At 72.0% G+C, this 21,699-nt stretch carries 23 protein-coding genes, 3 tRNA genes and 1 pseudogene; 5 read left to right on the top strand and 22 right to left on the bottom strand.

Going from position 1 to position 21,699, the window contains the following annotated elements:
• Positions 1-100: 100 nt before the first annotated feature.
• The 8 genes and pseudogenes from rplJ to IE286_RS06855 form a co-directional block, all read right to left on the bottom strand.
• A complete protein-coding gene (rplJ, locus tag IE286_RS06890) occupies positions 101-631 on the bottom strand; it encodes a 50S ribosomal protein L10 (RefSeq protein WP_189795734.1) in 531 nt (176 codons plus the stop codon).
• A 300-nt stretch (positions 632-931) separates the two neighbouring features.
• Positions 932-1,800: pseudogene (locus IE286_RS06885) on the bottom strand (SCO4651 family lipoprotein).
• A gap of 244 nt (positions 1,801-2,044) precedes the next feature.
• Positions 2,045-2,770 carry a 50S ribosomal protein L1 gene (rplA, locus tag IE286_RS06880; RefSeq protein ID WP_125496532.1) on the bottom strand — a complete coding sequence of 242 codons (726 nt, stop codon included), beginning with the start codon at positions 2,768-2,770 and terminating at the stop codon, positions 2,045-2,047.
• 94 nt (positions 2,771-2,864) lie between these two features.
• A complete protein-coding gene (rplK, locus tag IE286_RS06875; RefSeq protein WP_189795733.1) occupies positions 2,865-3,299 on the bottom strand; it encodes a 50S ribosomal protein L11 in 435 nt (144 codons plus the stop codon).
• Positions 3,300-3,542: 243 nt separating this feature from the next.
• A complete protein-coding gene (locus IE286_RS06870) occupies positions 3,543-5,210 on the bottom strand; it encodes a phosphodiester glycosidase family protein (RefSeq protein WP_189795732.1) in 1,668 nt (555 codons plus the stop codon).
• A 193-nt stretch (positions 5,211-5,403) separates the two neighbouring features.
• On the bottom strand, positions 5,404-6,231 hold the full coding sequence (gene nusG, locus IE286_RS06865) for a transcription termination/antitermination protein NusG (protein WP_189795731.1): 828 nt from the start codon (positions 6,229-6,231) through the stop codon (positions 5,404-5,406).
• A gap of 81 nt (positions 6,232-6,312) precedes the next feature.
• The gene (gene secE, locus IE286_RS06860; RefSeq protein ID WP_125496536.1) at positions 6,313-6,600 is read right to left on the bottom strand and encodes a preprotein translocase subunit SecE; all 288 of its coding nucleotides are present in this window, start codon (positions 6,598-6,600) and stop codon (positions 6,313-6,315) included.
• A gap of 109 nt (positions 6,601-6,709) precedes the next feature.
• Positions 6,710-6,782: transfer RNA gene (locus IE286_RS06855), tRNA-Trp, on the bottom strand.
• A gap of 539 nt (positions 6,783-7,321) precedes the next feature.
• On the opposite strand from IE286_RS06855, the gene IE286_RS06850 reads away from it, so the two are divergent.
• Together IE286_RS06850 and IE286_RS06845 are read left to right on the top strand one after the other, a co-directional pair.
• Entirely contained in the window at positions 7,322-8,548 is a 1,227-nt protein-coding gene (locus tag IE286_RS06850) for a pyridoxal phosphate-dependent aminotransferase (RefSeq protein WP_189795730.1), read from the top strand.
• Positions 8,549-8,674: 126 nt separating this feature from the next.
• On the top strand, positions 8,675-9,706 hold the full coding sequence (locus tag IE286_RS06845) for an adenosine deaminase (RefSeq protein ID WP_189795729.1): 1,032 nt from the start codon (positions 8,675-8,677) through the stop codon (positions 9,704-9,706).
• A 7-nt stretch (positions 9,707-9,713) separates the two neighbouring features.
• Here the strand turns inward: IE286_RS06845 and IE286_RS06840 are convergent, their stop codons facing one another.
• The 7 genes from IE286_RS06840 to IE286_RS06810 all read right to left on the bottom strand — a co-directional run bounded on the left by IE286_RS06840 (position 9,714) and on the right by IE286_RS06810 (position 13,179).
• Complete coding sequence (locus IE286_RS06840; protein WP_189795728.1) at positions 9,714-10,439, bottom strand: DsbA family protein; 726 nt, start codon at positions 10,437-10,439, stop codon at positions 9,714-9,716.
• Between the two features lie 118 nt (positions 10,440-10,557).
• A complete protein-coding gene (locus tag IE286_RS06835) occupies positions 10,558-11,613 on the bottom strand; it encodes a UDP-N-acetylmuramate dehydrogenase (RefSeq protein WP_189795727.1) in 1,056 nt (351 codons plus the stop codon).
• A gap of 140 nt (positions 11,614-11,753) precedes the next feature.
• The gene (locus tag IE286_RS06830) at positions 11,754-12,182 is read right to left on the bottom strand and encodes a MaoC family dehydratase (RefSeq protein WP_189795726.1); all 429 of its coding nucleotides are present in this window, start codon (positions 12,180-12,182) and stop codon (positions 11,754-11,756) included.
• 7 nt (positions 12,183-12,189) lie between these two features.
• The gene (locus IE286_RS06825; RefSeq protein WP_189795725.1) at positions 12,190-12,642 is read right to left on the bottom strand and encodes a MaoC family dehydratase N-terminal domain-containing protein; all 453 of its coding nucleotides are present in this window, start codon (positions 12,640-12,642) and stop codon (positions 12,190-12,192) included.
• A 93-nt stretch (positions 12,643-12,735) separates the two neighbouring features.
• Entirely contained in the window at positions 12,736-12,900 is a 165-nt protein-coding gene (gene rpmG / locus IE286_RS06820; protein WP_125496543.1) for a 50S ribosomal protein L33, read from the bottom strand.
• 90 nt (positions 12,901-12,990) lie between these two features.
• A tRNA-Met gene (locus IE286_RS06815) sits at positions 12,991-13,063 on the bottom strand.
• Between the two features lie 43 nt (positions 13,064-13,106).
• A tRNA-Thr gene (locus IE286_RS06810) sits at positions 13,107-13,179 on the bottom strand.
• Positions 13,180-13,609: 430 nt separating this feature from the next.
• On the opposite strand from IE286_RS06810, the gene IE286_RS06805 reads away from it, so the two are divergent.
• Positions 13,610-14,917, top strand: a complete 1,308-nt coding sequence (locus tag IE286_RS06805) for an amidohydrolase family protein (RefSeq protein WP_189795724.1) — start codon at positions 13,610-13,612, stop codon at positions 14,915-14,917.
• Between the two features lie 225 nt (positions 14,918-15,142).
• A complete protein-coding gene (locus tag IE286_RS06800) occupies positions 15,143-15,799 on the top strand; it encodes an SDR family oxidoreductase (protein ID WP_189795723.1) in 657 nt (218 codons plus the stop codon).
• Between the two features lie 46 nt (positions 15,800-15,845).
• Here IE286_RS06800 and IE286_RS27055 read toward each other — a convergent pair whose 3' ends face one another.
• A complete protein-coding gene (locus tag IE286_RS27055) occupies positions 15,846-16,058 on the bottom strand; it encodes a hypothetical protein (protein ID WP_229862021.1) in 213 nt (70 codons plus the stop codon).
• Positions 16,059-16,790: 732 nt separating this feature from the next.
• On the opposite strand from IE286_RS27055, the gene IE286_RS06795 reads away from it, so the two are divergent.
• Positions 16,791-17,279 (top strand): YajQ family cyclic di-GMP-binding protein, encoded by a 489-nt coding sequence (locus tag IE286_RS06795; protein WP_189795722.1) that lies wholly within the window; start codon positions 16,791-16,793, stop codon positions 17,277-17,279.
• 28 nt (positions 17,280-17,307) lie between these two features.
• On the opposite strand, the gene IE286_RS06790 is transcribed toward IE286_RS06795, so the two are convergent.
• From IE286_RS06790 to IE286_RS06765, 6 genes are all read right to left on the bottom strand, one after another.
• Positions 17,308-17,826, bottom strand: coding sequence for a tyrosine-type recombinase/integrase (locus IE286_RS06790; RefSeq protein WP_189795721.1), 519 nt, complete (start codon positions 17,824-17,826; stop codon positions 17,308-17,310).
• A 42-nt stretch (positions 17,827-17,868) separates the two neighbouring features.
• Positions 17,869-18,990, bottom strand: a complete 1,122-nt coding sequence (tgmC, locus tag IE286_RS06785) for an ATP-grasp peptide maturase system methyltransferase (protein ID WP_189795720.1) — start codon at positions 18,988-18,990, stop codon at positions 17,869-17,871.
• Positions 18,983-19,969, bottom strand: coding sequence for an ATP-grasp ribosomal peptide maturase (gene tgmB / locus IE286_RS06780; protein WP_189795719.1), 987 nt, complete (start codon positions 19,967-19,969; stop codon positions 18,983-18,985). Before tgmB ends, tgmC begins: the two co-directional genes overlap by 8 nt.
• An 11-nt stretch (positions 19,970-19,980) precedes the next feature.
• Positions 19,981-20,253 (bottom strand): putative ATP-grasp-modified RiPP, encoded by a 273-nt coding sequence (tgmA, locus tag IE286_RS06775; RefSeq protein ID WP_229862020.1) that lies wholly within the window; start codon positions 20,251-20,253, stop codon positions 19,981-19,983.
• A gap of 531 nt (positions 20,254-20,784) precedes the next feature.
• On the bottom strand, positions 20,785-21,060 hold the full coding sequence (locus tag IE286_RS06770) for a DUF7848 domain-containing protein (RefSeq protein ID WP_189795718.1): 276 nt from the start codon (positions 21,058-21,060) through the stop codon (positions 20,785-20,787).
• On the bottom strand, positions 21,057-21,419 hold the full coding sequence (locus IE286_RS06765) for a recombinase family protein (RefSeq protein WP_229862019.1): 363 nt from the start codon (positions 21,417-21,419) through the stop codon (positions 21,057-21,059). Before IE286_RS06765 ends, IE286_RS06770 begins: the two co-directional genes overlap by 4 nt.
• Positions 21,420-21,699 lie beyond the last annotated feature (280 nt).

Below are 21,699 nucleotides of genomic sequence, written 5' to 3'. Positions count from 1 at the left end.
TTCCACTCAAGTCGGCAGGTGCCGGATGTACTGGTTGAGGCGGGCGTACGTCGGCCCGCTGCGACCCGTGCCGTGGGTACGGGTCAGAAAGCGAGCCGAATTACTCGGCACCGCCCTGCTCGGCCTGCTTGGCGCGCAGCGCGTCCACGGTGCGGACGAGCTTCGTCGGCAGCGCCTGGAAGACGGAGGCAGCCTGGGACTGCTTCGCCTTGAAGGCACCGGCCAGCTTGCTGAGCAGAACCTCGCGGGACTCCAGGTCCGCGAGCTTCTTGATCTCGTCGGCGGAGAGGGCCTTGCCCTCCAGGACACCGCCCTTGATGACGAGATTCGGGTTGTCCTTGGCGAAGTCACGGAGACCCTTCGCCGACTCCACCGGGTCACCGGTGACGAAGGCGACAGCCGTCGGACCGTTGAACAGGTCGTCCAGCGTCGTGATCCCGGCCTCGTTGGCCGCAATCTTGGTCAGCGTGTTCTTCACCACGGCGTACTGGGCGTTCTCACCGAGCGAACGACGCAGCGTCTTGAGCTGCGCCACGGTGAGACCGCGGTACTCGGTCAGCACGGCAGCAGACGAGTTGCGGAACTTGTCCGTCAGCTCGGCAACCGCGGCAGCCTTGTCGGGCCTCGCCATAGAGCCTCGGCCTCCTTCCGGGTGATTCGGACCGCGCGGACCCGAAGGAGGACTGGGGAAAACGAAACGCCCCGGCGCAGGCGCACGGGGCGGACTCGACCGGGGGCACGCACGACACGCGGACGTACGTACTCCGGGAGTTCTTCCACTGTCACCTGCGCGGGCCGTCCGCGTGTTCAGCGGATCCTTCGGCCACCGCACGCACGTACGAGCGCACGGCAACGACCAGCGGTCTTTGGCTTCGGTCAGGAAGAGTACGGGAACGGGGCGCGCCGGAGCAAATCCGCCCCGTTCCGGGGATCACTGCAGGCCGGCGCCCTCGGCGGAGCCCATCAGCAGCTCCTCCAGCTTCGCGGTGTCCGAGGCCGCCGGGGCGGCGACGTCCACGGGCTTGTCGTAGTCGAGGAAGGTGAAGGTCATGTCGAACGGGCCCTGGTCCGCGTCCGCCTGCATACGGAACTGCCTGGCGCGGTACTCGCCGTCGACCCACAGGTCCATGGTGACCTTGTCGACGCCCAGCTCGTCGAGCTGCTGCAGGCTCTGCTCGTGCTGCTCCCGCAGCGTCGCGTCCTTGTGCTTGTCCTGCTCCTTCATCGCCGTGCGGAGCTCGTCCAGGGTGGCGGTGCCCTGGTAGTGGGTGGTCTTGACGCCCTCGACGGTCTCGGTGCCGACCTCCTTGGTGTCCTTGGCTCCGGTGAGCATGCTGGACTCGGCCGCCGGGTTCTGCCGGGCCTGCGAGGAGGCGCTGCTCACCTGGTCCAGCCCCTTGCCGGCCTCGGCGCCGGACAAGTCGAACTTGACCCAGTGCTTGCCGTTCAGCTCCTTGGCGGCGTCGGGGCCGCCGTTGAGGTACATGACCTTGTCGACGAGGCGGATCTCCGTGTTCTGCTTCGTGCCCCGGGCGGACGCCGACCACTTCATGCTCATGGCGATGGTGGGCTTAAGCGCATCGCGGCCTCGGCCGTGAACTGGCCCTGCTGCGGGATCCGGCTGGTCATGCGGTAGTGGGCGGAGGTGATGTCCTCCGCGTGGGAAGCCGCCTTGGCCACCGCGGCGGCCGCCGGCGACATCTTCGGCGCGTCGTCGCCCGTGCCACAGCTCACCGCGCCCGCGGCGAGCAGCAGCGCGGTCAGGCCGGCGCCCCCGGCTCTGCGTACAGAGATCCCCATGGTCCCCCCTCAGGAAACAGACAGGCTGTACATAGGAACGGGCTCAACCTATCCGAACAAGATCGAAAAGTCAGGAAGAATCCTTGACCTTTGCCATACCGCCCGTTGGCGAAGATCGCGCACGCGAGGGTGCCGGGGAACGGGCACGTGGCGGCGCCGCAGGCCGCTGGAGCGCCCGGGAACGGGACGAGCCCCGCACCGTAAGGGGTGCGGGGCTCGTCGGAGACTGCCGGTGAGCCGTGGCTCAGACCGCGGCCGGGTCCTCCTCGACGAGGAGGTTGCGGGTGCGGTTCGGGTCGACCGGGATGCCGGGGCCCATCGTGGTGCTGATGGCGGCCTTCTTGATGTAGCGGCCCTTGGCGGCGGACGGCTTCAGACGGAGGATCTCCTCCAGCGCGGCGCCGTAGTTCTCCACCAGCTTGGTGTCGTCGAACGACGTCTTGCCGATGATGAAGTGCAGGTTCGCGTGCTTGTCGACACGGAACTCGATCTTGCCGCCCTTGATGTCGGAGACGGCCTTGGCCACGTCGGGGGTGACGGTGCCGGTCTTCGGGTTCGGCATCAGACCACGGGGGCCGAGGACGCGGCCGAGGCGGCCGACCTTGCCCATGAGGTCCGGGGTGGCGACGACGGCGTCGAAGTCCAGGCGGCCCTTCGACACCTCGTCGATCAGCTCGTCGGCGCCGACGATGTCGGCGCCCGCGGCACGCGCGGCCTCGGCACGGTCGCCGGTCGCGAAGACCAGGACCCGGGCGGTCTTACCGGTGCCGTGCGGAAGGTTCACGGTGCCACGGACCATCTGGTCGGCCTTGCGCGGGTCGACACCCAGACGGAAGGCGACCTCGACGGTGCCGTCGAACTTGGTCGTGGAGGTCTCCTTGGCGAGACGGACGGCCTCGAGCGGGGCGTACAGCTTGTCCCGGTCGATCTTGGCGTCCGCAGCGCGGAGAGCCTTGCTGCGCTTGCTCACAACTGCTCCTGTGGGTTCTGAAAGGAGTCGTGGTACGGGCCGAGCAGGCCCTCCCACGTGCGGCCCGGTCCGGCCGCGGGAGTGCTTCGGGGGCTCAGGCCTCGATGGTGACGCCCATGGAGCGGGCGGTGCCGGCGATGATCTTCTCGGCGGCGTCCAGGTCGTTGGCGTTGAGGTCGGGCATCTTGGTCTGGGCGATCTCGCGGATCTGGTCGCGCGTGATCTTGGCGACCTTGGTCTTGTGCGGCTCGCCGGAGCCCTTCTCCACGCCCGCGGCCTTGAGGATCATCTTGGCGGCCGGCGGCGTCTTGGTGATGAAGGTGAAGGAACGGTCCTCGTAGACCGTGATCTCCACCGGGATGACCCACCCGCGCTGCGACTCGGTCGCGGCGTTGTAGGCCTTGCAGAACTCCATGATGTTGACGCCGTGCTGACCCAGCGCCGGACCGACCGGCGGGGCCGGGTTGGCGGCGCCGGCCTGGATCTGGAGCTTGATGAGCCCCGTGACCTTCTTCTTCTTGGGAGGCATGTGCTCTCTCCGGGTCCTAGTGAGAGTGGTCGGCCTCCGGCGGGCGGTCCCGGATCGTCGTCCCGGATCCTCCGGACGGAGGCATACCGCACAACGATAACGGGTAGCCCGTTCGCTCCCCAAACCAGCAGGTGCCCCGGCACCGGGCCCCGGGGCGGGGCGCCGGCCCGGGGCCGCGGGAGGCCGGGGTACGAGTCAGGGCCGCGGGTACAGGTCAGGGCCGCGGGTGCGGGCCGGCACCGGTCACGGGCGACGCGTCGGCGGCAGCACCACCACCGCGTCGCCGACGGGCCTCTCGCCCGCGGCGTCGGAGGGACGACCCACGACCTGTCCGTGGACCGCCATGGCCGTCGAGCCGCCGCCGTCGAGGTTGACGGCCTCGACCAGTCCGAGCGACCGGGCCACGTCGGCGGCCTCCGGGATGCTCAGGCCCAGGTCGTCGGTGGAGCGCCCGTCGACGGTGACCAGCACGGTACGTCCGTACCCGTCCGTGCCGGCGAGGGTCCGCGGGTTGCGTTTGACCACCCAGCCGTAGGCCCAGCTGGGGTCGCCCGCGTGGTCCATGCCGTCCCGGCGCTGGGTGATCTCCTCCTGTCCCCGGTGCACGAGCTGGGGCCCGCCGTTGACGATCGTGGTGCGGCGGCTCACGGGCCGCGGCCTGCCGGTCGCGGCGTCGGTCAGCTCGGTGTGCACCCGCACCCGGTCGCCGGCCCGGACGGCGGCGAGCAGGTCCGCCGCGGCGCCGGTGGCCTGCACGGAGGTGGTGCCGGGGGCGAGTGCGGTGCCGCGCGCGGCGGCCACGGAGATCACCCGCTGGTGTGCGTCGAGCACGAGCTCGCGGCCGGGGCCGGACGGGGTGCGGGCGCCGTACTCGGGGGTGAACACGACCAGTTCGCTGTCGTCGGTGCAGGTGATGTCGTGCAGGGGCCGGGACGTCGGGCGGTCGGTCGCGTCGCCGCCGCAGTTGCGGATCAGGCCGGGCACCCGGTTGATGCCGTCCAGCGGCACCGAGCGCCCGCCGATCCGCACGCTGCCGCGCCAGGAGAGCCGTTCGACGCTGCTGCCGCCGTGCTCGTCCAGCACCAATGCGGGGCGGTCGCCGACGGGCTCGGAGAGCAGTTCGCCGTCGTAGACGCCGACACCGGCGGGGTCTCCGGGTGCGCCGGAGGCGGGGTCCAGGACGAAGAAGCCGGCGTTGACGGCGACCGTGGCGCCGGCCGCCCGGGCCAGCGCGGAGGTGGTCTCGCGGCCCTCCAGGTCGGGGCCGAAGGCGGCGTCGAGCCGGCCGGTGAACAGGCGGGGGTCGATGGTGACCACGTCGACGTGCCAGGGCCCGCCCGCCGCGCGGTCGCCGTCCCAGCCGGTGTAGACGGCGGAGGCGGACTCGCCTGCCGCGGCCATGCGGGCGCGTTCCTGCTCGGCCTCGGCCCGGGTGCGCCAGGAGCCGACCCGGACCCGGTAGCCGAGCGTCCCGGGCGACATGTCGGCGGCCCGGGGCCGTGCCACGGCCTCGACCCGGGCGTCGAAGCCCTCGGCGCGCAGCCGTTCGCTCTCCGCACGGGCGTCGGCCTCGCCGGACAGCGCCAGGGGCGGCGCGTCGGGGTCGGGCGAGGAGATGTCCGGGATCTGCACCTCCAGCGTCCAGAACAGGGCGTCGTCGGTGCCGCCGCGAGTGATCCGGGTCAGGCGCACGCCGGGCTGCAGCGTGGTGGTGGTGCGGGTCTCCGGCAGGCCGGCGGGGCCGAGGTCGAGCCGGCCGGCGAGGACCGGATCGGTGCCCGGGCCGGGCAGGGCGGCCGGTCCGGTCGCGGCCAGGGCGTCCGGCTGCGCGAGCCCCGCCCAGACCAGCGCCAGCAGGGCGCCCGCGCGGAGCAGGGGAACGGCACGTCTTCGGGATGCGCGCTGTGTCATGTACGGGACGGTAGGGCGCCGGGGCGGCATCCGACAGAGCCCCGAAAGGCGCGCCGGTGACGTCCGGCCGTCCTCGCGGTGACGGCGGCCGTGACTGCGCGCCCGGAGGAAACGGCGAAGCCCCCGCCCGGCGGTGAGACCGCGGGACAGGGGCTGGGCCGGACGGTGCGAGGTCAGTTCTTCTGGATCTGGGTCAGTTCTTCTGGATCTGGTCGAAGGACAGCTCGACCGGCGTCTCGCGGCCGAAGATCTCGACCAGGCCCTTGACCTTCTTCGAGTCCGGGTTGATCTCGTTGATGGTGGCCTGCAGGGTGGCGAAGGGGCCGTCGGTGACGGTGACCGAGTCGCCGACCTCGAAGTCCAGCACCTGGACCTCGACCTTGCGCTGCGGCACGGGACGGCCCTCGGCCTCGGCGGCCTCGCGGGCGGCCCGCTCCTCCGCCTCCGGGGCGAGCATCTTCACGACCTCGTCCAGGGACAGCGGGTACGGGTCGTAGGCGTTGCCGACGAAGCCGGTGACGCCGGGCGTGTTGCGCACGACGCCCCAGGACTCGTTGGTCAGGTCCATGCGCACGAGGACGTAGCCGGGCAGCTTGTTCTGCCGGACGGTCTTGCGCTCGCCGTTCTTGATCTGGACGATCTCTTCCTCGGGCACCTCGGCCTGGTAGATGAAGTCCTCGACGTTCAGCGAGACGGCACGCTGCTCCAGGTTGGCCTTCACGCGCTTCTCGTAGCCGGCGTAGGTGTGGATGACGTACCACTCGCCGGGCAGGCTGCGCAGCTCCTCGCGGAGCTTGGCGACCGGGTCGAGCTCGGGCTCGGACGTCTCGGCCTCGCCGTCCTCACCCTCGGTGGCCTCGTCGCCGTCCTCGGCACCGGAGGCGGCCTGCTCGGCCGACTCGTCCGCCGCGGCCGGTGCAGCCTCGGCCTTGCCGCCCTCGTCCGCACCCTCGACGGTGTCGAGCTCGTCAGCCACGGACTCGGTCGGCTCGATGGCGTCGTTCAGGTTCGGGTCAGACACGGTGGCTGCTTCTTCCTGGTTACATAGGGGTGGAACATGCGAAAACGGGCGCCGGTCACCACGGCGCCCTTCGCTCGTGACTCAGCCGAAGACGTACTTGGCCGCGTGGTTGAGCCCATAGTCAATCACGGTCACCAGGGCGATCATGACGGCAACGAAGAAGATCACCACAGTGGTGTACGACGTCAGCTGGTTGCGCGTGGGCCAGACGACTTTGCGGAGTTCGGCGATGATCTGCCGGTAGAAGAGCGCAAGGCGCTTCAGCGGACCCTTCTTGGCCCGCTTGCCGCCCTTGCGCGGCTTCTTCTTGGACTCCGACACCTCGTCCCGGGCGTCAGGCGTGTCGAGGGAGCCCACGGCGTCCGTCATGCATCCTCACCTGATTCCCGGGTCGTGGCCGTGCCGCGCCCGGTCGAGCCGCACGGCGGTGCAATTGCAGTACGTACATGCGCACACATCCTGGCGAAGGTGTGTGTAGCAGGGCCGGAGGGACTTGAACCCCCAACCGCTGGTTTTGGAGACCAGTGCTCTACCAATTGAGCTACGACCCTTTGTGTTCCCCCAACGTACCGCATCCGGCCAGATGCCCGGCGTGCACCGATGTCCGGCGCGGCTGCTGAAGGCCAACGAGGTGAGAGTGTACGTGCTCTGCGGCCGGGCGTCGAACGGGAAGCGCACTTCGGTTTCCCCGAGGTGTCCGAAAGCCCACGGGTGAAGGGGCCGGGAGCGGACGGGGAGCGGCCCGGAGGGCGGGGCGCCCACGGCCGCCGGGCGCGCTGCGGCAGGGACGGTGCGCGGTGGGCGGGACGACCCCGGCGGGCCCCGGTGCCGCACGGCGGCGGCGCGGCCGGCGAAGCCCGGGCGGCCGGGCGGTGAGCTGCCGGCGCGGCGCACGACCGCGGGCAGCGGTGAAGGCCGGCGCGCCTGGGCCCGCACACAGAGGTGAACGGCCGGCAGGGCCCGGGACCGCACACGGAGGTGCGAGGCCGGCACCGCACGGGATCGCACGCGTGTTCGCGGCGTGAACCGCTTCCGCCCGCTTCGTGAAACCCGTGTGTCCCGGTGACCGGCTGTCTGGAACGATGGCGGCATGAGCGCTGCAACCCCTCCCACCGAGCGCCGGGTCTCCGCCCGGATCGGGGCGATCTCCGAGTCCGCCACCCTCGCCGTGGACGCAAAGGCCAAGGCTCTGAAGGCCGCCGGGCGTCCGGTGATCGGCTTCGGCGCCGGTGAGCCCGACTTCCCGACCCCGGACTACATCGTCGAAGCCGCGGTCGAGGCCTGCAAGAACCCCAAGTACCACCGTTACACCCCGGCCGGCGGCCTGCCCGAGCTGAAGGCCGCGATCGCCGCCAAGACGCTGCGCGACTCCGGCTGGGAGCCGGACGTCTCCCAGATCCTGGTCACCAACGGCGGCAAGCAGGCCATCTACGAGGCCTTCGCCGCGATCCTGGACCCGGGCGACGAGGTCATCGTGCCGGCGCCGTACTGGACGACGTACCCGGAGTCGATCCGCCTGGCCGGCGGTGTCCCGGTGGAGGTCGTCGCGGACGAGAGCACCGGCTACCGGGTGACGGTGGAGCAGCTGGAGGCGGCCCGCACGGAGAAGACCAAGGTCGTCCTGTTCGTCTCCCCCTCCAACCCGACCGGCGCGGTGTACTCCGAGGCCGAGACCGAGGCGATCGGCCGCTGGGCGCTGGAGCACGGCCTGTGGGTGCTCACCGACGAGATCTACGAGCACCTGGTGTACGGCGACGCCGTCTCGGTGTCGCTGCCGGCGCTGCTGCCCGAGCTGCGCGACAAGTGCATCGTCGTCAACGGCGTGGCCAAGACCTACGCCATGACCGGCTGGCGCGTGGGCTGGGTCATCGGCCCGAAGGACGTGGTGAAGGCCGCGACCAACCTGCAGTCGCACGCCACCTCCAACGTCTCCAACGTGTCCCAGGCGGCCGCCCTGGCCGCCGTCTCCGGTGACCTGGAGGCCGTGGCCAAGATGCGCGAGGCCTTCGACCGCCGCCGCAGGACCATCGTGCGGATGCTCAACGAGATCGACGGCGTGGTCTGCCCGGAGCCCCAGGGCGCGTTCTACGCGTACCCGTCGGTGAAGGCGCTCATCGGCAAGGAGATCCGCGGCAAGCGCCCGCAGAACACGGTCGAGCTGGCCGCGCTCATCCTGGAGGAGGCCGAGGTCGCGGTCGTCCCGGGCGAGGCGTTCGGCACGCCGGGCTACCTGCGGCTGTCCTACGCCCTCGGCGACGAGGACCTGGTGGAGGGCGTGAGCCGGATGCAGAAGCTGCTGGCGGAGGCCAGGGACTGACCCGTCCCGCTCCCCCTCGGGTGGCACCTGGGCACGGCCCCGGGTGCCACCGTTCGTTCGTACGGGCAAGACCCCGTACGGGGAAACGGCTACCGGGGAGCGGGGGGCGTGCGGCAGGATCCTCGGATGGAGCACGTACGCGATCTCTCCGAGCTGCCGAAGGCCCATCTGCACCTGCACTTCACCGGGTCGATGCGGCCCGGCACCCTGCTGGAACTGGCCGACAAGTACGGCGTGCGCCTGCCGGAGGCCCTGACGGACGCCCTGGTCAGCGGGGAGCCGCCGAAGCTGCGGGCCACCGACGAGCGGGGCTGGTTCCGCTTCCAGCGGCTGTACGACGCGGCGCGGTCCTGCCTGCGGGCGCCGGAGGACATCCAGCGTCTGGTGCGGGAGGCGGCCGAGGAGGACCTGAGGGACGGCTCGGGGTGGCTGGAGATCCAGGTCGACCCGACCTCGTACGCGCCCCGGCTGGGCGGCCTCATCCCGGCCCTGGAGATCATCCTGGACGCCGTGGAGACGGCGTCGCGGGACACCGGGCTGGGCATGCGGGTCCTGGTCGCCGCCAACCGCATGAAGCACCCTCTGGACGCCCGTACGCTGGCCCGTCTCGCGGTGCGCTACCGGGAGAGGGGCGTGGTCGGCTTCGGGCTGTCCAACGACGAGCGGCGGGGCATGGCGCGGGACTTCGACCGGGCGTTCGCCATCGCCCGGGCCGGCGGCCTGTTCGCGGCCCCGCACGGCGGTGAGCTGACCGGCCCGGCCTCGGTCCGCGACTGCCTGGACGACCTGCACGCCCACCGCGTGGGCCACGGCGTGCGGGCGGCGGAGGACCCCGCCCTGCTGCGGCGCCTGGCCGAGCAGGGCGTGACCTGCGAGGTGTGCCCGGCGTCCAATGTGGCCCTGGGCGTGTACGACAAGCCGGAGGACGTCCCGCTGCGCACCTTGCACGAGGCGGGGGTCCCGATGGCGCTGGGCGCCGACGACCCCTTGCTGTTCGGCTCGCGGCTGGCCGCCCAGTACGAGATCGCCCGCCGGCATCACGGCTTCACGGACGCCGAGCTGGCCGAGCTGGCCCGCCAGTCCATCCGTGCCTCGGCCGCCCCGGAGGACGTCCGGGACAAGCTGCTGGCCGGGGTGGACGACTGGCTGGCGGGCTGAGGCGGCCTCAGTCGCGGGCCAGGGCGCCGATCACCAGCGGCAGCGTGCTCTTGTCGAAGATCTGGTCGTACCTCGCCCCGTCGACGAGGGTGCCGTCGACCTTCAGGGCGGGCGTGCCGGTCGCTCCGGACCGCTCGAAGGCCTGCTCGGAGGCGGTCACGAAGGAGCGGTACTTCATGTCCTTCACCGCCGCGTCGAACTCCTTGCTGCGCAGGCCCTTGACCCGGGAGGCCATGTCCAGCAGGAAGGCGTCGGTGAATCCGTCGACGCTCTCCTCGGGCTGGTGGGCGTAGAGCACGTCGTGGTACTCGGCGAACTTGCCCGCGTCCAGGGCGGCCCTGAGCGCGTTGGCGGCCTTCTGGGAGCCGTGGCCGCCGAGCCGGTCGTCCAGGAAGGAGGCCAGGGTGTACTCGGCCCGGACCTGTCCCGAGCGGACCAGGTCGCGCAGGGCCTCGCCGCCGCCCTTGGTCTCGAACCGCCGGCAGACCGGGCAGCGGGCGTCCTCGTAGACGTGGACGACGGTCCTGGCGTCGGGCGAGCCGACGCGGACGGTGGTGCCGTCGGACGCGAGCGACTCGGTGACGTCCGCCGCCGACGCGCGGGCGGCCGGTTTCCCGTCGGCGCCGCCCCCGCCGCCGTCGTGGGCCGCCGAGCCGCAGCCCGTGGCCAGTGCGCCCAGCAGCACGCTCGCCACCGCGATCGCGGCTGCGCGGCCGGCTCGTCCACCTCGCATGGTCTCCCCTCCCTGTCGGACGGGCACCGACCCTACGCGATCTTGGCCGGTGTCTTCGCCCGCCGTCCGGTGCAGGGGCGGGGCGAGGCGGCGCAGGAAAGCCGGGCGGGCTGCCGGCCTACAGGCCGACGCCGACCGTGACCGGCTCGTTGACCAGGGTGATGCCGAACGCCTCGCGGACCCCGGCCACCACCTCGCGGGCCAGCGCCAGCAGGTCCTCGGTGGTGGCGCCGCCGCGGTTGGTCAGGGCGAGGGTGTGCTTGGTGGAGATCCGGGCCGGGCCGGTGCCGTAGCCCTTGGGGAAGCCCGCCTTCTCGATCAGCCAGGCCGCGGAGGTCTTGGTCCGTCCCGCCCCCGCCGGGTACGCGGGCGGTTCGGTGTCCGCGCCGAGCCGCTGGTGCACGCGGTCGCGGAAGGCGGCGAAGTCGGCGTCGGTGAGGATCGGGTTGGTGAAGAACGACCCGGCGGACCAGGTGTCGTGGTCGTCGGGGTCGAGCACCATGCCCTTGCCGGCGCGCAGCTTCAGCACGGTGTCCCGGGCGGCGGCGAGGGGGACGCGCTCGCCGGGTGCGACACCGAGGGCGCGGGCCGTCTCCGCGTACTTGATCGGTCCGGACAGGCCGCCGGCGTCCTCCAGCCGGAACCGGACCCGGAGCACGACGTACCGGCCGGGGTCGGCCTTGAAGCGGCTGTGCCGGTAGGAGAAGGCGCACTCCTCGTTGGTGAGGGTGACCGTCTCGCCGGCCCTGCGGTCGTAGGCGACGACCTCGGTGATGGTGCTGGAGACCTCCTGACCGTACGCCCCGACGTTCTGGATGGGGGTGGCGCCGGCACAGCCGGGGATCCCGGCGAGGCATTCGATGCCGGCGAGCCCGGCCTCCACGGTGCGGGCGACGGCGTCCGTCCACACCTCGCCGGCGGCCAGCTCCAGCGTCGTCCCGCGCAGCTCGACGCCGCGGGTGGCGATGCGCAGGGCCGTGCCGTCGAAGCCCTTGTCGCCGATGACCAGATTCGAGCCGCCTCCGATGACCAGCAGCGGGGTGCCCGCGGCGTCGGCCTCGCGGACGGCGTCGATCACCTCGGCGTCGGTCTCCGCGGTGATCAGCCGGTCGGCGGGGCCGCCCAGCCGGAAGGTGGTCAGCGGGGCCAGGGGCGCGTCGTGGAGTTCCTGCACGCGCCCAAGACTACGAGACCCCGCCGACCGGGCCGCCGAGGACCGTGCCGGGCCGTCGGGCCAACGGTCCGACGGCCCGGCACTCGGCCAACGGTCCTCGGCCAACGGTCCTCGGTCCGGGCGGCCGGACCGGGCGGCCGTCAGGCCAGGCGCACGAGGGCGCGGGCCATGCCGAGGACCTTCTGCCCCGCGCTGACGGCGGTGAGGTCCACGCGGACGGTGCGGTCGTCCAGCTTGGCCGCGACCTTGCCGGAGACCTCGATGGTGGCCCCCTTGTCGTCGTCGGGGACCACGACGGGCTTGGTGAAGCGGACGCCGTACTCGACGACCGCGCCCGGGTCGCCCGCCCAGTCGGTGACCACCCGGATCGCCTCGGCCATGGTGAACATGCCGTGCGCGATCACGTCCGGCAGCCCGACCTCCTTGGCGAACCGCTCGTTCCAGTGGATGGGGTTGAAGTCCCCGGAGGCGCCCGCGTACTGGACGAGCGTGGCCCGGGTCACGGGGAAGGTCCGGGCCGGCAGCTCGGTGCCGACCTCGACGTCGTCGTAGGCGATCTTCGCCGTCATTCGTTCCTCACGCCTCCTCGGCCGCGCGGGCCACGAGCTTCATCCAGGTGGTCGCCACGTGCTCGCCCGCCTCGTCGTGCACCTCGCCGCGGACGTCCAGGATGTCGTTGCCGGCCAGCGACTTGATCGCGTCGATGGTGGAGGTGACGGTCAGCCGGTCACCGGCGCGCACCGGACGGGTGTAGGCGAACTTCTGGTCGCCGTGCACCACCCTGCTGTAGTCCAGGCCCAGCTGCGGGTCCTGCACGACCTGCGCGGCGGCCTTGTATGTGATCACGAACACAAAGGTCGGCGGGGCGATCACGTCCGGGTGGCCGAGCGCCTTGGCCGCCTCGGGGTCCGCGTAGGCGGGGTTGGTGTCGCCCACCGCCTCGGCGAACTCCCGGATCTTCTCCCGGCCCACTTCGTAAGGGGCGGTGGGCGGGTAGGACCGCCCCACGAAGGACTGGTCGAGCGCCATGGGCGCGGCACCTCCTGGTGTCTTGCGTCGGTCGAGTGCAAACAGCATGAGGCCGCCCCCTGCTGCGGGGACGGCCTCATGGCTGCGTCTGATTTATCGCGTCTCGCGGTGCGTGGTGTGCGCGTTGCAACGCGGGCAGTGCTTCTTCATCTCCAGACGGTCCGGGTTGTTACGCCGGTTCTTCTTGGTGATGTAGTTCCGCTCCTTGCACTCCACGCAGGCCAGCGTGATCTTCGGGCGGACGTCGGTGGCAGCCACGTGAGTGCTCCTTGACGAACGGTGGACTAGAAATAACGCACATGAAGAGTAGCCGATCGACGGACCGACCCGGCAATCGGCTACTGAGAGTAGCGGTGACCGGACTTGAACCGGTGACACAGCGATTATGAGCCGCTTGCTCTACCGACTGAGCTACACCGCTGCGATGCGATCGGAACGCCGGAGGCGGACACCTCTCGCATCAGAGCCCCAAAACGGAATCGAACCGTTGACCTTCTCCTTACCATGGAGACGCTCTGCCGACTGAGCTATTGGGGCGAGCGATGAAGACATTACACGGTCCGCCGCCGTTCGCCCAAATCCGTTTCCGGCATTCCGCCCGCGTGCCGCCCTCCGGCCGCCGCGCGGGGCTGTGGCACCCCGGTCCGGGCACGGCTCGACCCCCCCTCGTCGCGTCCAGGCTTCTCGGCGGTACCGGTGGCCCGCTCTCGGCGGTACCGGTGACCCGCCGGCCGGCCGAGCGCCCCGGCCACGCCTCAGCGCCCCGGCCACAGCTCCGCGCCCCGGCCACACCGGTACGACGTGCCCGGCCACACCGGCACGACGCGCCCGGCCACACCGGTACGACTATTGCGCTCCTCCGCGGTCCCGCGCGGCGCCGACCCTAGGCTCGTCCGCACCCGCGCGATCTTGTGTCCGCGTCCCCCGCAGTCCCGCCGTCCCTGTCGTGCGTCACAGCTGGAGTGCGATGCCTCCCGGTCAGCAGCAGCCGCCCCCGTCGTCCTCCTCACCGGGTGCGCCGGGCCCGCCGGAGCCGGGCGTGCTGCTGCTGACCGGCGCCCGTCTGACCGACGGCCGCACGGTGGACGTACGCCTGGCCGACGGGCGCATCGAGGCGGTCGGCACGGCGGGCAGCCTGGCCCCGGCCCGGCGTGCCGGCCGGCGGGGCGCGGGCCTGCTGGGCGGGGGACGCGACACAGGCGACGGCTCCCGCGTCGACCTGAGCGGCTATCTGCTCCTGCCGGCCCCGGCCGAGCCGCACACCCACGCCGACACGGCCCTGACCGGCGACGCCGGCGGACCGGTGTCGTACGCGCCCGAGGACGTCCAGCGCCGGGCCGTGGAGGCCGCGCTGCTGCACCTGAGCCACGGCGCCACCGCCCTGCGCGCCCATGTGCGCGTGGGCGACGCCCGGGGGCTGGGCCCCCTGGGCGCGGTCCTGCGGGCGCAGCGGGCGCTGCGCGGGCTGGCCGAGCTGACGACGGTGGCGGTGCCCCGGGTGCTGACCGGGGCCGCCGGCGCGGAGGGCCTGGCGGTGCTGCGGGACGCGGTGGAGCTGGGCGCCGAGGTGGTCGGCGGCTGCCCGGACGTGGACCCCGACCCCACGGGCCACGTGGAGGCCGTGCTGGGCCTGGCCGCGGAGCACGGCCGCGCGGTCGACCTGCACACCGACGGCACGGATCCGGCGCGGCTGGCCCGCATCGCGGCCATGGCGGGCGGCCTGCGGACCGGGGTGACGCTGGGGCCGTGCGGCGGCCTGGAACGGCTGCCCGCCGACGTGGCGGCCCGCACGGCGGACCAGCTGGCCGCGGCCGGGGTGATGGTGGTGTGCCTGCCGCAGGGCGGCTGCGCGGGCGCCGAGGGCCTCGGCACGGCCCCGGTACGGCTGCTGCGGTCGGCCGGGGTCCGGGTGGCCGCGGGCAGCGGGGCCCTGCGGGACGTGGCGAACCCGGTGGGCCGCGGCGACCCGCTGGAGGCCGCCTATCTGCTGGCCGCCCGGCACGGCCTGGGCCCGGAGGAGGCCTACGACGCGGTGAGCGCGTCGGCCCGGGCGGTGCTGGGCCTGCCCGAGGTACGGGTGGAGGCGGGCTTCCCCGCGGAGCTGCTCGCGGTGCGCGGCGAACGGCTGGCGGGCGCGCTGTCGCTCGGCTACAGCCGGGTGGTGGTGCACCGAGGGCGCGTGGTGGCGCGTGCCAGCGCGGTGCGGGAGTTCTGCGACACGGTGGCCTCCGCGGCCCTGGGGCTGCCCCGGCAGGGGCGGGGGGAGCTGTCGTAGCGAGCGCCGGAGGCCGACAGCGGGGCCGGTGCCGGGCGGCGGGGTCGGGCGGTCGGCGCCGGGCGGTCGGCGCCGGGCGGTCGGCGCCGGGGCGGCCCGTCCGACGGCCGGTCAGGCATCCATGTGCCGTACGGGCGTTGTGTGCGGGCCGCGAGGCGGCACGCCGGGTGTGCCGGGTGACCGGCCGTGCGGCGGATGCGGCCGTTCGGGCGTACGGTCGGAAACATGCGGATTGTCATTGCTGGTGGTCATGGCCAGATCGCGCTGCGGCTGGAGCGGCTGCTCGCCGCGCGCGGGGACGAGGTGGCGGGCATCATCCGCCGAGCCGAGCAGGCCGAGGATCTGCGCGCGGCCGGAGCCGAACCGATCGTGCTGGACCTGGAGTCGGCCTCGGTCGAGGAGGTCGCGGAGCGGCTGCGCGGCGCGGACGCCGCCGTGTTCGCGGCCGGCGCGGGCCCGGGCAGCGGCGCGGCCCGCAAGGACACCGTGGACAAGGGCGCGGCCGTGCTCTTCGCCGACGCGGCGGTCAGGGCGGGCGTGCGGCGCATGCTGGTGGTCTCCTCGATGGGCGCCGACGCCCGGCACGAGGGCGACGAGGTGTTCGATGTGTACCTGCGCGCCAAGGGCGCGGCGGACGACTACGTACGCGCCCAGGAAGCCCTGGATTGGACGATCCTGCGGCCGGGCGCGCTGACGAACGACCCCGGTACCGGCCTGGTCCGCCTGGAGGCCCACACGGGCCGTGGCTCGATTCCCCGCGACGACGTGGCCAAGGTGCTGGCCGAACTCGTGGACACCCCGGCGACCGCCGGCCTGACTCTGGAACTCATCAGCGGCTCCGCCCCGGTGTCGGTGGCGGTGAAGTCGGTGGCGGGGAACTGACCGGCGGCCGACGCCGCTCGCGGTGATCGCCTGGACATGTGATCGCCTAGAAGAGCGGAAGCTGACCCGGGAACGGGGGCACCACGTACCCGTCCAGGGTCGGCTGCGACGCGTCCGGCTGCACCGTCCGCCGGGAGCCCGGGCAGGAGGTCAGCTCACCGTTCTCCCGTGTACCCGGAGGATCGTGACGGGCGAACCGCCCGGCGACGACAGCGATCTCCCGGCGGCACTCGGGGCAGTGTCTGCGACGCGAGGACATGGGGTCAGTGTGCACCGCGGCACTGACAGCGGCAGGAGCATCGCGCCGGCCTGCGCGCGCGGGCGGCGCGGGCAGGTGCGGGCAGGTGCGGGCGGCACAGGCGGGCACAGTGTTTCCGCGCGGGACCTGGGACGAGCCGGTTCCGCCTCGCCGGGGACGCCTGAGGGACGCGCGCTGATCGGCACGGGGAGCCCGACGGGGCCGGTACGACGAGGCCGGGGCGGCGTTGTCCCCGCCCTGCGCGGGGGTACTCCACGTCTCGCGATGGCCGAGCCAGCCTCCCCCGCGTCGCTTTCGCCTGCGCGGGGGAACACTGACGGCCCCGCAGACCGAGAGAGAGCGCCTCAACACGACACAGTGAGGCAGCGCACTGATCCCGCAGCCGCGACGAGCCGCAATGCCGAAGGGCCCGTGACCCACTGTTCAAGCAGGTCACGGGCCCTTCGTTCCCGTGTGGCGGCGCTAGGATTCGAACCTAGGAAGGCTGAGCCACACCGCCGGGGATGCTGCAGGTCGCCCGCCTTCCGGCGGTGCTCCCTGGCAACGACGTAAACAATACCTGATGCCGAGGGGTGCTTCGCCACCTGATTGATCCACGCCCGTGGATCATGGGGTGGCTAGGCTGGTGCGGATGCGCCCGGGACCCGACACCGGACTCGGCGGCGGCCTCCGGTGGACGCCGACACGCAGCTGGAACCCACCTCGACATCACGCAACAAGGAGCCACAGGACATGGCCGACTCCAGTTTCGACATCGTCTCGAAGGTCGAGCGGCAGGAGGTCGACAACGCCCTCAACCAGGCCGCCAAGGAGATCTCCCAGCGCTACGACTTCAAGGGCGTGGGTGCCTCGATCTCGTGGTCCGGTGACAAGATCCTCATGGAGGCCAACTCCGAGGACCGGGTGAAGGCTGTCCTCGACGTCTTCCAGTCCAAGCTGATCAAGCGCGGCATCTCGCTGAAGGCGCTGGACGCCGGTGAGCCGCAGCTGTCCGGCAAGGAGTACAAGATCTTCGCCTCCATCAAGGAGGGCATCTCGCAGGAGAACGCCAAGAAGGTGGCGAAGATCATCCGTGACGAGGGCCCGAAGGGTGTGAAGGCCCAGGTGCAGGGCGACGAGCTGCGCGTCAGCTCCAAGAGCCGGGACGACCTGCAGGCCGTCATCGCGCTGCTGAAGGGCAAGGAGTTCGACTTCGCGATGCAGTTCGTGAACTACCGCTGATGAACGGGTCTGACCTGCGCAGACGGAGCTAGGCAGACTTCGCAGGGCACAACGGGGGCACATCGCCGAGAACGGCCTCGACCGCTGCCCTCGTTGTGTCCTCCTCGTCGGGCCAGATGTGGGTGTAGGTGTCGAGCGTGATCGACGGCTTGGCGTGCCCGAGTCGCTTCTGCACGGTCTTGACGTTCTCCCCGTGCTTGATGAGGAGCGACGCGTAGAAGTGCCGTAGGTCGTGCAGGCTGGCGCCGTCGGGAATGGTGACGCGGGCCGGTTCACGACCTTCCGGCTTGCCACTGCGGACCCATGCCGCGTGCGCGGTGTCGTACGCCTCGGCAAGCGCGTCGGCGGCGAGCCTGCGCGTCCTGCCCCACACTTGCGACCAAGCGCCGCGGCGTACTACTTCGCGGTGCTGGTTCAGGAACAGCAGCCGCGCGGTACGGGTCCGGGGCTTCCTGGGGTCCGTGCGATCTTCGATCTTCACGCCGTGCGCGGGGAACTGTTCGAGGTGCGCGGCGAGCGCGTCGACGGTCGCCTTCGTGAGCGGCACCGTGCGGTAGCTCTGGTGCGTCTCGGAGCCGTCAGCCCTCGGTCACGCCCAGGTGAGGCGTTGCCCGTCGGGGCCGACGTGCAGCCGCATCCGGTCGGCCGGCGGGCACCCGTCCGCCTGCCACCGCGCGACTCGCTCGGTGATCTCGTCCCACAGACGCGCCGGGCCGCCCTGCCTCACCATCCACCGGCCGCCCTCTTGGAAGACGGCCGCCCATGACTCGGCGTCCACGTCGATCACGACATGTTCGGTGCGGCCGTCCCGTTCCAGGCTGAGCCGTTGCGCGTCCGGCGCGGCGAACTGGGCGACGAACCGGGCGGTCCAGTCGTCCAGCGCATCGGCGCCCAACTCTGTGGGCGCCGCGTCGCCCTCGCTCAGGTTCGGCAGGATGCCCAGCGGGGGCGGCAGGTGGGGGCGGGCCAGCATGAACGACACCTGTCCGCCCAGAACGGGGCCGCTGGCCGTGCCGTCGTCAGCGACCGTGAGCCGGACGAGTTCGGAGGCGTGCATCCATCCGCCGACCGTGACCAGCACCTCACCGCCGGGCCGGGTCTGCGCGAGCCAGTCGGCCGGCACGGTGCGCACGCTGCACGTGGCGATCACTCGGTCATACGGGCTGCCCTCCTTGTGGCCCGCGAGGCCGTCGCCGACCACGCGCGTAGGCCAGTACCCGGCGCCCGCGAGGGCCATTCCGGCGCGAGCGGACACCTCCGCGTCCACCTCGACCGTGGTCACGTTGTCCTCGCCGACGACATGGCACAGCAGCGCGGTTGAGTAACCCGTGCCCGTGCCGATCTCCAGCACGCGCGTTCCCTCGGTCGCCCGCAGGTCTTCGAGCATCCGCACGACAAGACTCGGCAGGGTGGACGACGACGACGGGGCCGCGGCGATACGCCCCTCGACCTGGTCGGGGAAGACGCTCCCGGCAACCTGCGTCACGAGGGTGTCGTCTTCGTAGATCCGCGCGAGTCCGGCCTCTGTGCTCCCCGTCGCCGGGCGGTACCAGCCGCCGTCTTCGTACTCGAACCAGCCACGCGCAAGGAACGCCTCACGGGGTACGGCCATGACGGCCGCTTCCCATTCCGGGCTGTGCAGGGCGCCCGACTTGGCCAGGCGCCGCGCGAGGTCGGCCCGGAGGTGTTCCGACGGCAGGGTTTCACTCATGCTGGCTCGCTCCGTCCTCCAACAGGTCTGCGATTGCGTGTGTGATCGGCAGTCCGGCCGCGTCTTCGAGCCACGCCCATTGGCCGTTGGGGTTGCACTCCAGGAACCACCATGCACCGTCCGTCGTCACCGCGAAGTCGAAGGCGCCGAAGTTCAGGCCGAAGTCGGCGAGGAACCGCAGCAGCGCCCCGCGTATCCCGTCCGGGCAGGTGATCGGCTCGTAGGTGAGGTTCTGGTACTCGGCTCGCCAGTCCACGACCCCGGGCGGCGCCGTGATACGAGCGCTGAACACCTGCTCGCCGACGACGACCGCGCGCACGTCGGCCACCTTGGGCACCTGCGCTTGGAACAGGTGGGCGCTGTGGCTCACGCCGCCGTCGATCTCGCCCGCCTCGACGGGGGCCGCCCAGATGCCGGCGGGCTCGCCCTCCACCTCGTACGCCCCGGCGTGCAAGGGCTTGTAGATGGTCGGCTGCGCGGCGCAGAACGCCTTGGCCTCCATCGGGTCATTCGTGATCAGGGTGTCCGGGACCGTGAGCCCTACCCGGGTCGCCGCGTCGAGCTGCGCGGGCTTGTACTCCGCCCGCGCGATGGCCTGCGGGTGGCTCAGGTACAGGCACCCCGGCAGCGCGCCCAGCACGCCGCCCAGGCCGCGCCGGTTCTCCTGCGCGGCGAACCTGGCCGCCTGCTCGCCGGTCCCAGTCGGGTAGGGACTCGGTCGGCGGTGGTACAGGGCACGCACGGCAGACAGATCGGCCGTGCGCTCCCCGACGGTCAGCCGCCCGGTCCACCCTCCCCCAGACTTCGTCCGGGAGGTGCCCCCAGCCCCGATGCGCGCGTTAAGCACCGCGGGCGCGGGGAAGTCGCGCCCCGGGTCGAACCGGAGGACGGGCACCCGGCGCCGGTTCAACTCGGCGATGACCAGATCGGCGGTTGCGTCCTCGAACTCCGTGCAGACCAGCACCGGGCGTCCGTCCATGACGCTCCCCCTTAGTCCTGCGTCGCGTCGTGGCCGGAGTCGGAGTCCTGCTTGCCGTCCTTGCTGACCTGCGTGGGCGGGTAGGTGTTCACGCTGGTGCCGTGCTTGCCGAGTTCGGCCGGCGTCATGGCTCCGTCCTCGCCGATCCATCGGCCGGTCTGCGTGGCCGGGTCGAGGCCCGCGTACCGCCACGGCGAGGGAGAACCGTTGCGCAGCGGAGCCATACGGCGCAGCCCCCACGGGGTCGGCGCGGTGGTCTCCGTACCTGCGAGGCTCGTCTGCAAGTCTCCTCCTTGGTCGCTTCGTACGGTGGTGTCGTGCTGGACCCGCCCCGGCAGGCGCTCGACCTGTCCAAGGGTTGCGGACGGTGATCCGACCGGGGCGGGGGTGGTGCCCGCTCCCCTGCCGGGGGTGGTGTGGGAGAACCTGTGAACGAGTCGTCCCCGGCAGGGGGCGGAGTCTTCAACGGCGGGGCAGTCGGTGACGGCCCCCCGTCGCGCCCGTGGACAAGGGCCGCGGCGGGGGCGCATGTGCGGGCACGGTGAGCGTGGCGGACTGTGCGACGCGGTCCGCGGTTCGGTCCCGGTCGTGCGACTGGACACGCACTATGTGGTCGAGCTCCGCGATGCATGGGCCGCACGCGTATAAGTCACCCGTCGCGCCCGGTGTCGTCACCGAGCCGACCCACAGGACGCGTACGCCCTCGCGTCGGCAGTACAGCCAACAGGCCCCGGTCACCCACGGGTTCCCGTCGTCCGTCTGCGCGACGAGCGGCCAGGCATCGCGCCACGGGCGCGCGACGGCCGGGGCGAAGGTCACGCCGTGCCCCCGTTCGCCCGCACAAGGTCGGCGAGTTCTGCCGGGGGCCGCATGACGGCGTAGTCGCCGAAGCTCCGGCGATAGCGCTGGTGCCCGGTCTCCTGCGTGTGCCTGCGCTGCCACTCCTCGACAGGCCCCGGGCCGCTGTGCGTGCCGGACTCCGCCCCGCACTCGGTCTCGTCGCCGGACACGCACCGTGCCTCGTACTCCGGTCCTGCCGTTCGGTCCTGCTCGATGGTGAACGGGACGTAGCGGAACCTGCGACGAGTCACCGCGCGACCCTTCGCTCGCTGTGCGCCGAGTCCTTGACGTGCAGGAAGCCGCCGGCCTTCTCGATCTCGCGTGCCACCTCGTCGTACTCCTGCGGCACCGACGAGATCATCGAGCGCCACGCCGTGAGCACTGCCCCGGCCTCGCCGCTGCTGATGTGCTCGACGGCCCGTCCCAGCCCGTCACGCCCATGCGGCGACAGCAGCCCCGCGCGTTCCTCGATCACGCCCGTGATCTCCCACCCGAACGCCTCGGCGTACTCAGTGCACTCCTGGCGGGGGGCCGTGATGTCCGTGTTGGGGGCACCGCACAGGTAGATCACGCATCGGAACCGCTCGACTTTCGCCGTCTCGGTCGGCACGTCGGCCTCACCCGGCCTGATGCCCGCTGCCGCGTCCGCGAGTGCCTGTCGCCGTCTCAGCTCGCCTTCGGTACGGCGGACTCTCGCCCGCCCCTGCCTCTGTCCGCTCTCGACGCTGACCATGCATCAATCGTGCCCGCGCGATCACCCACGGTGAAGTGATGAGGCGTACGACCGGGCGTGGTTGGCGGGCCCCCGCTCCTACGCTCCGTAGGACTCATGCGATCAAGGGCATGCCGATGAGTTCGCTGATGTTCCGCACGCGCGCCGTCGACACCTT

It is taken from the genome of Streptomyces thermodiastaticus (genome assembly GCF_014656135.1).
Classification (GTDB): domain Bacteria; phylum Actinomycetota; class Actinomycetes; order Streptomycetales; family Streptomycetaceae; genus Streptomyces; species Streptomyces thermodiastaticus.
The sequence above is the reverse complement of the archived record's forward strand: the minus strand, read 5'-3'. Positions and strand labels throughout refer to the sequence as shown.

What these genes read in the sequence shown, in the direction of transcription:
- IE286_RS06840 (WP_189795728.1), bottom strand. Translation starts at nt 10,439, where the DNA reads ATGCGAGGTGGACGAGCCGGCCGCGCAGCCGCGATCGCGGTGGCGAGC.
- IE286_RS27055 (WP_229862021.1), bottom strand. Translation starts at nt 16,058, where the DNA reads ATGTCCTCGCGTCGCAGACACTGCCCCGAGTGCCGCCGGGAGATCGCT.
- IE286_RS06845 (WP_189795729.1), top strand. Translation starts at nt 8,675, where the DNA reads ATGGAGCACGTACGCGATCTCTCCGAGCTGCCGAAGGCCCATCTGCAC.
- rplK (WP_189795733.1), bottom strand. Translation starts at nt 3,299, where the DNA reads ATGCCTCCCAAGAAGAAGAAGGTCACGGGGCTCATCAAGCTCCAGATC.
- tgmC (WP_189795720.1), bottom strand. Translation starts at nt 18,990, where the DNA reads ATGAGTGAAACCCTGCCGTCGGAACACCTCCGGGCCGACCTCGCGCGG.
- IE286_RS06830 (WP_189795726.1), bottom strand. Translation starts at nt 12,182, where the DNA reads ATGACGGCGAAGATCGCCTACGACGACGTCGAGGTCGGCACCGAGCTG.
- IE286_RS06870 (WP_189795732.1), bottom strand. Translation starts at nt 5,210, where the DNA reads ATGACACAGCGCGCATCCCGAAGACGTGCCGTTCCCCTGCTCCGCGCG.
- IE286_RS06805 (WP_189795724.1), top strand. Translation starts at nt 13,610, where the DNA reads ATGCCTCCCGGTCAGCAGCAGCCGCCCCCGTCGTCCTCCTCACCGGGT.
- secE (WP_125496536.1), bottom strand. Translation starts at nt 6,600, where the DNA reads ATGACGGACGCCGTGGGCTCCCTCGACACGCCTGACGCCCGGGACGAG.
- IE286_RS06795 (WP_189795722.1), top strand. Translation starts at nt 16,791, where the DNA reads ATGGCCGACTCCAGTTTCGACATCGTCTCGAAGGTCGAGCGGCAGGAG.
- IE286_RS06825 (WP_189795725.1), bottom strand. Translation starts at nt 12,642, where the DNA reads ATGGCGCTCGACCAGTCCTTCGTGGGGCGGTCCTACCCGCCCACCGCC.
- rplJ (WP_189795734.1), bottom strand. Translation starts at nt 631, where the DNA reads ATGGCGAGGCCCGACAAGGCTGCCGCGGTTGCCGAGCTGACGGACAAG.
- IE286_RS06800 (WP_189795723.1), top strand. Translation starts at nt 15,143, where the DNA reads ATGCGGATTGTCATTGCTGGTGGTCATGGCCAGATCGCGCTGCGGCTG.
- IE286_RS06850 (WP_189795730.1), top strand. Translation starts at nt 7,322, where the DNA reads ATGAGCGCTGCAACCCCTCCCACCGAGCGCCGGGTCTCCGCCCGGATC.
- tgmB (WP_189795719.1), bottom strand. Translation starts at nt 19,969, where the DNA reads ATGGACGGACGCCCGGTGCTGGTCTGCACGGAGTTCGAGGACGCAACC.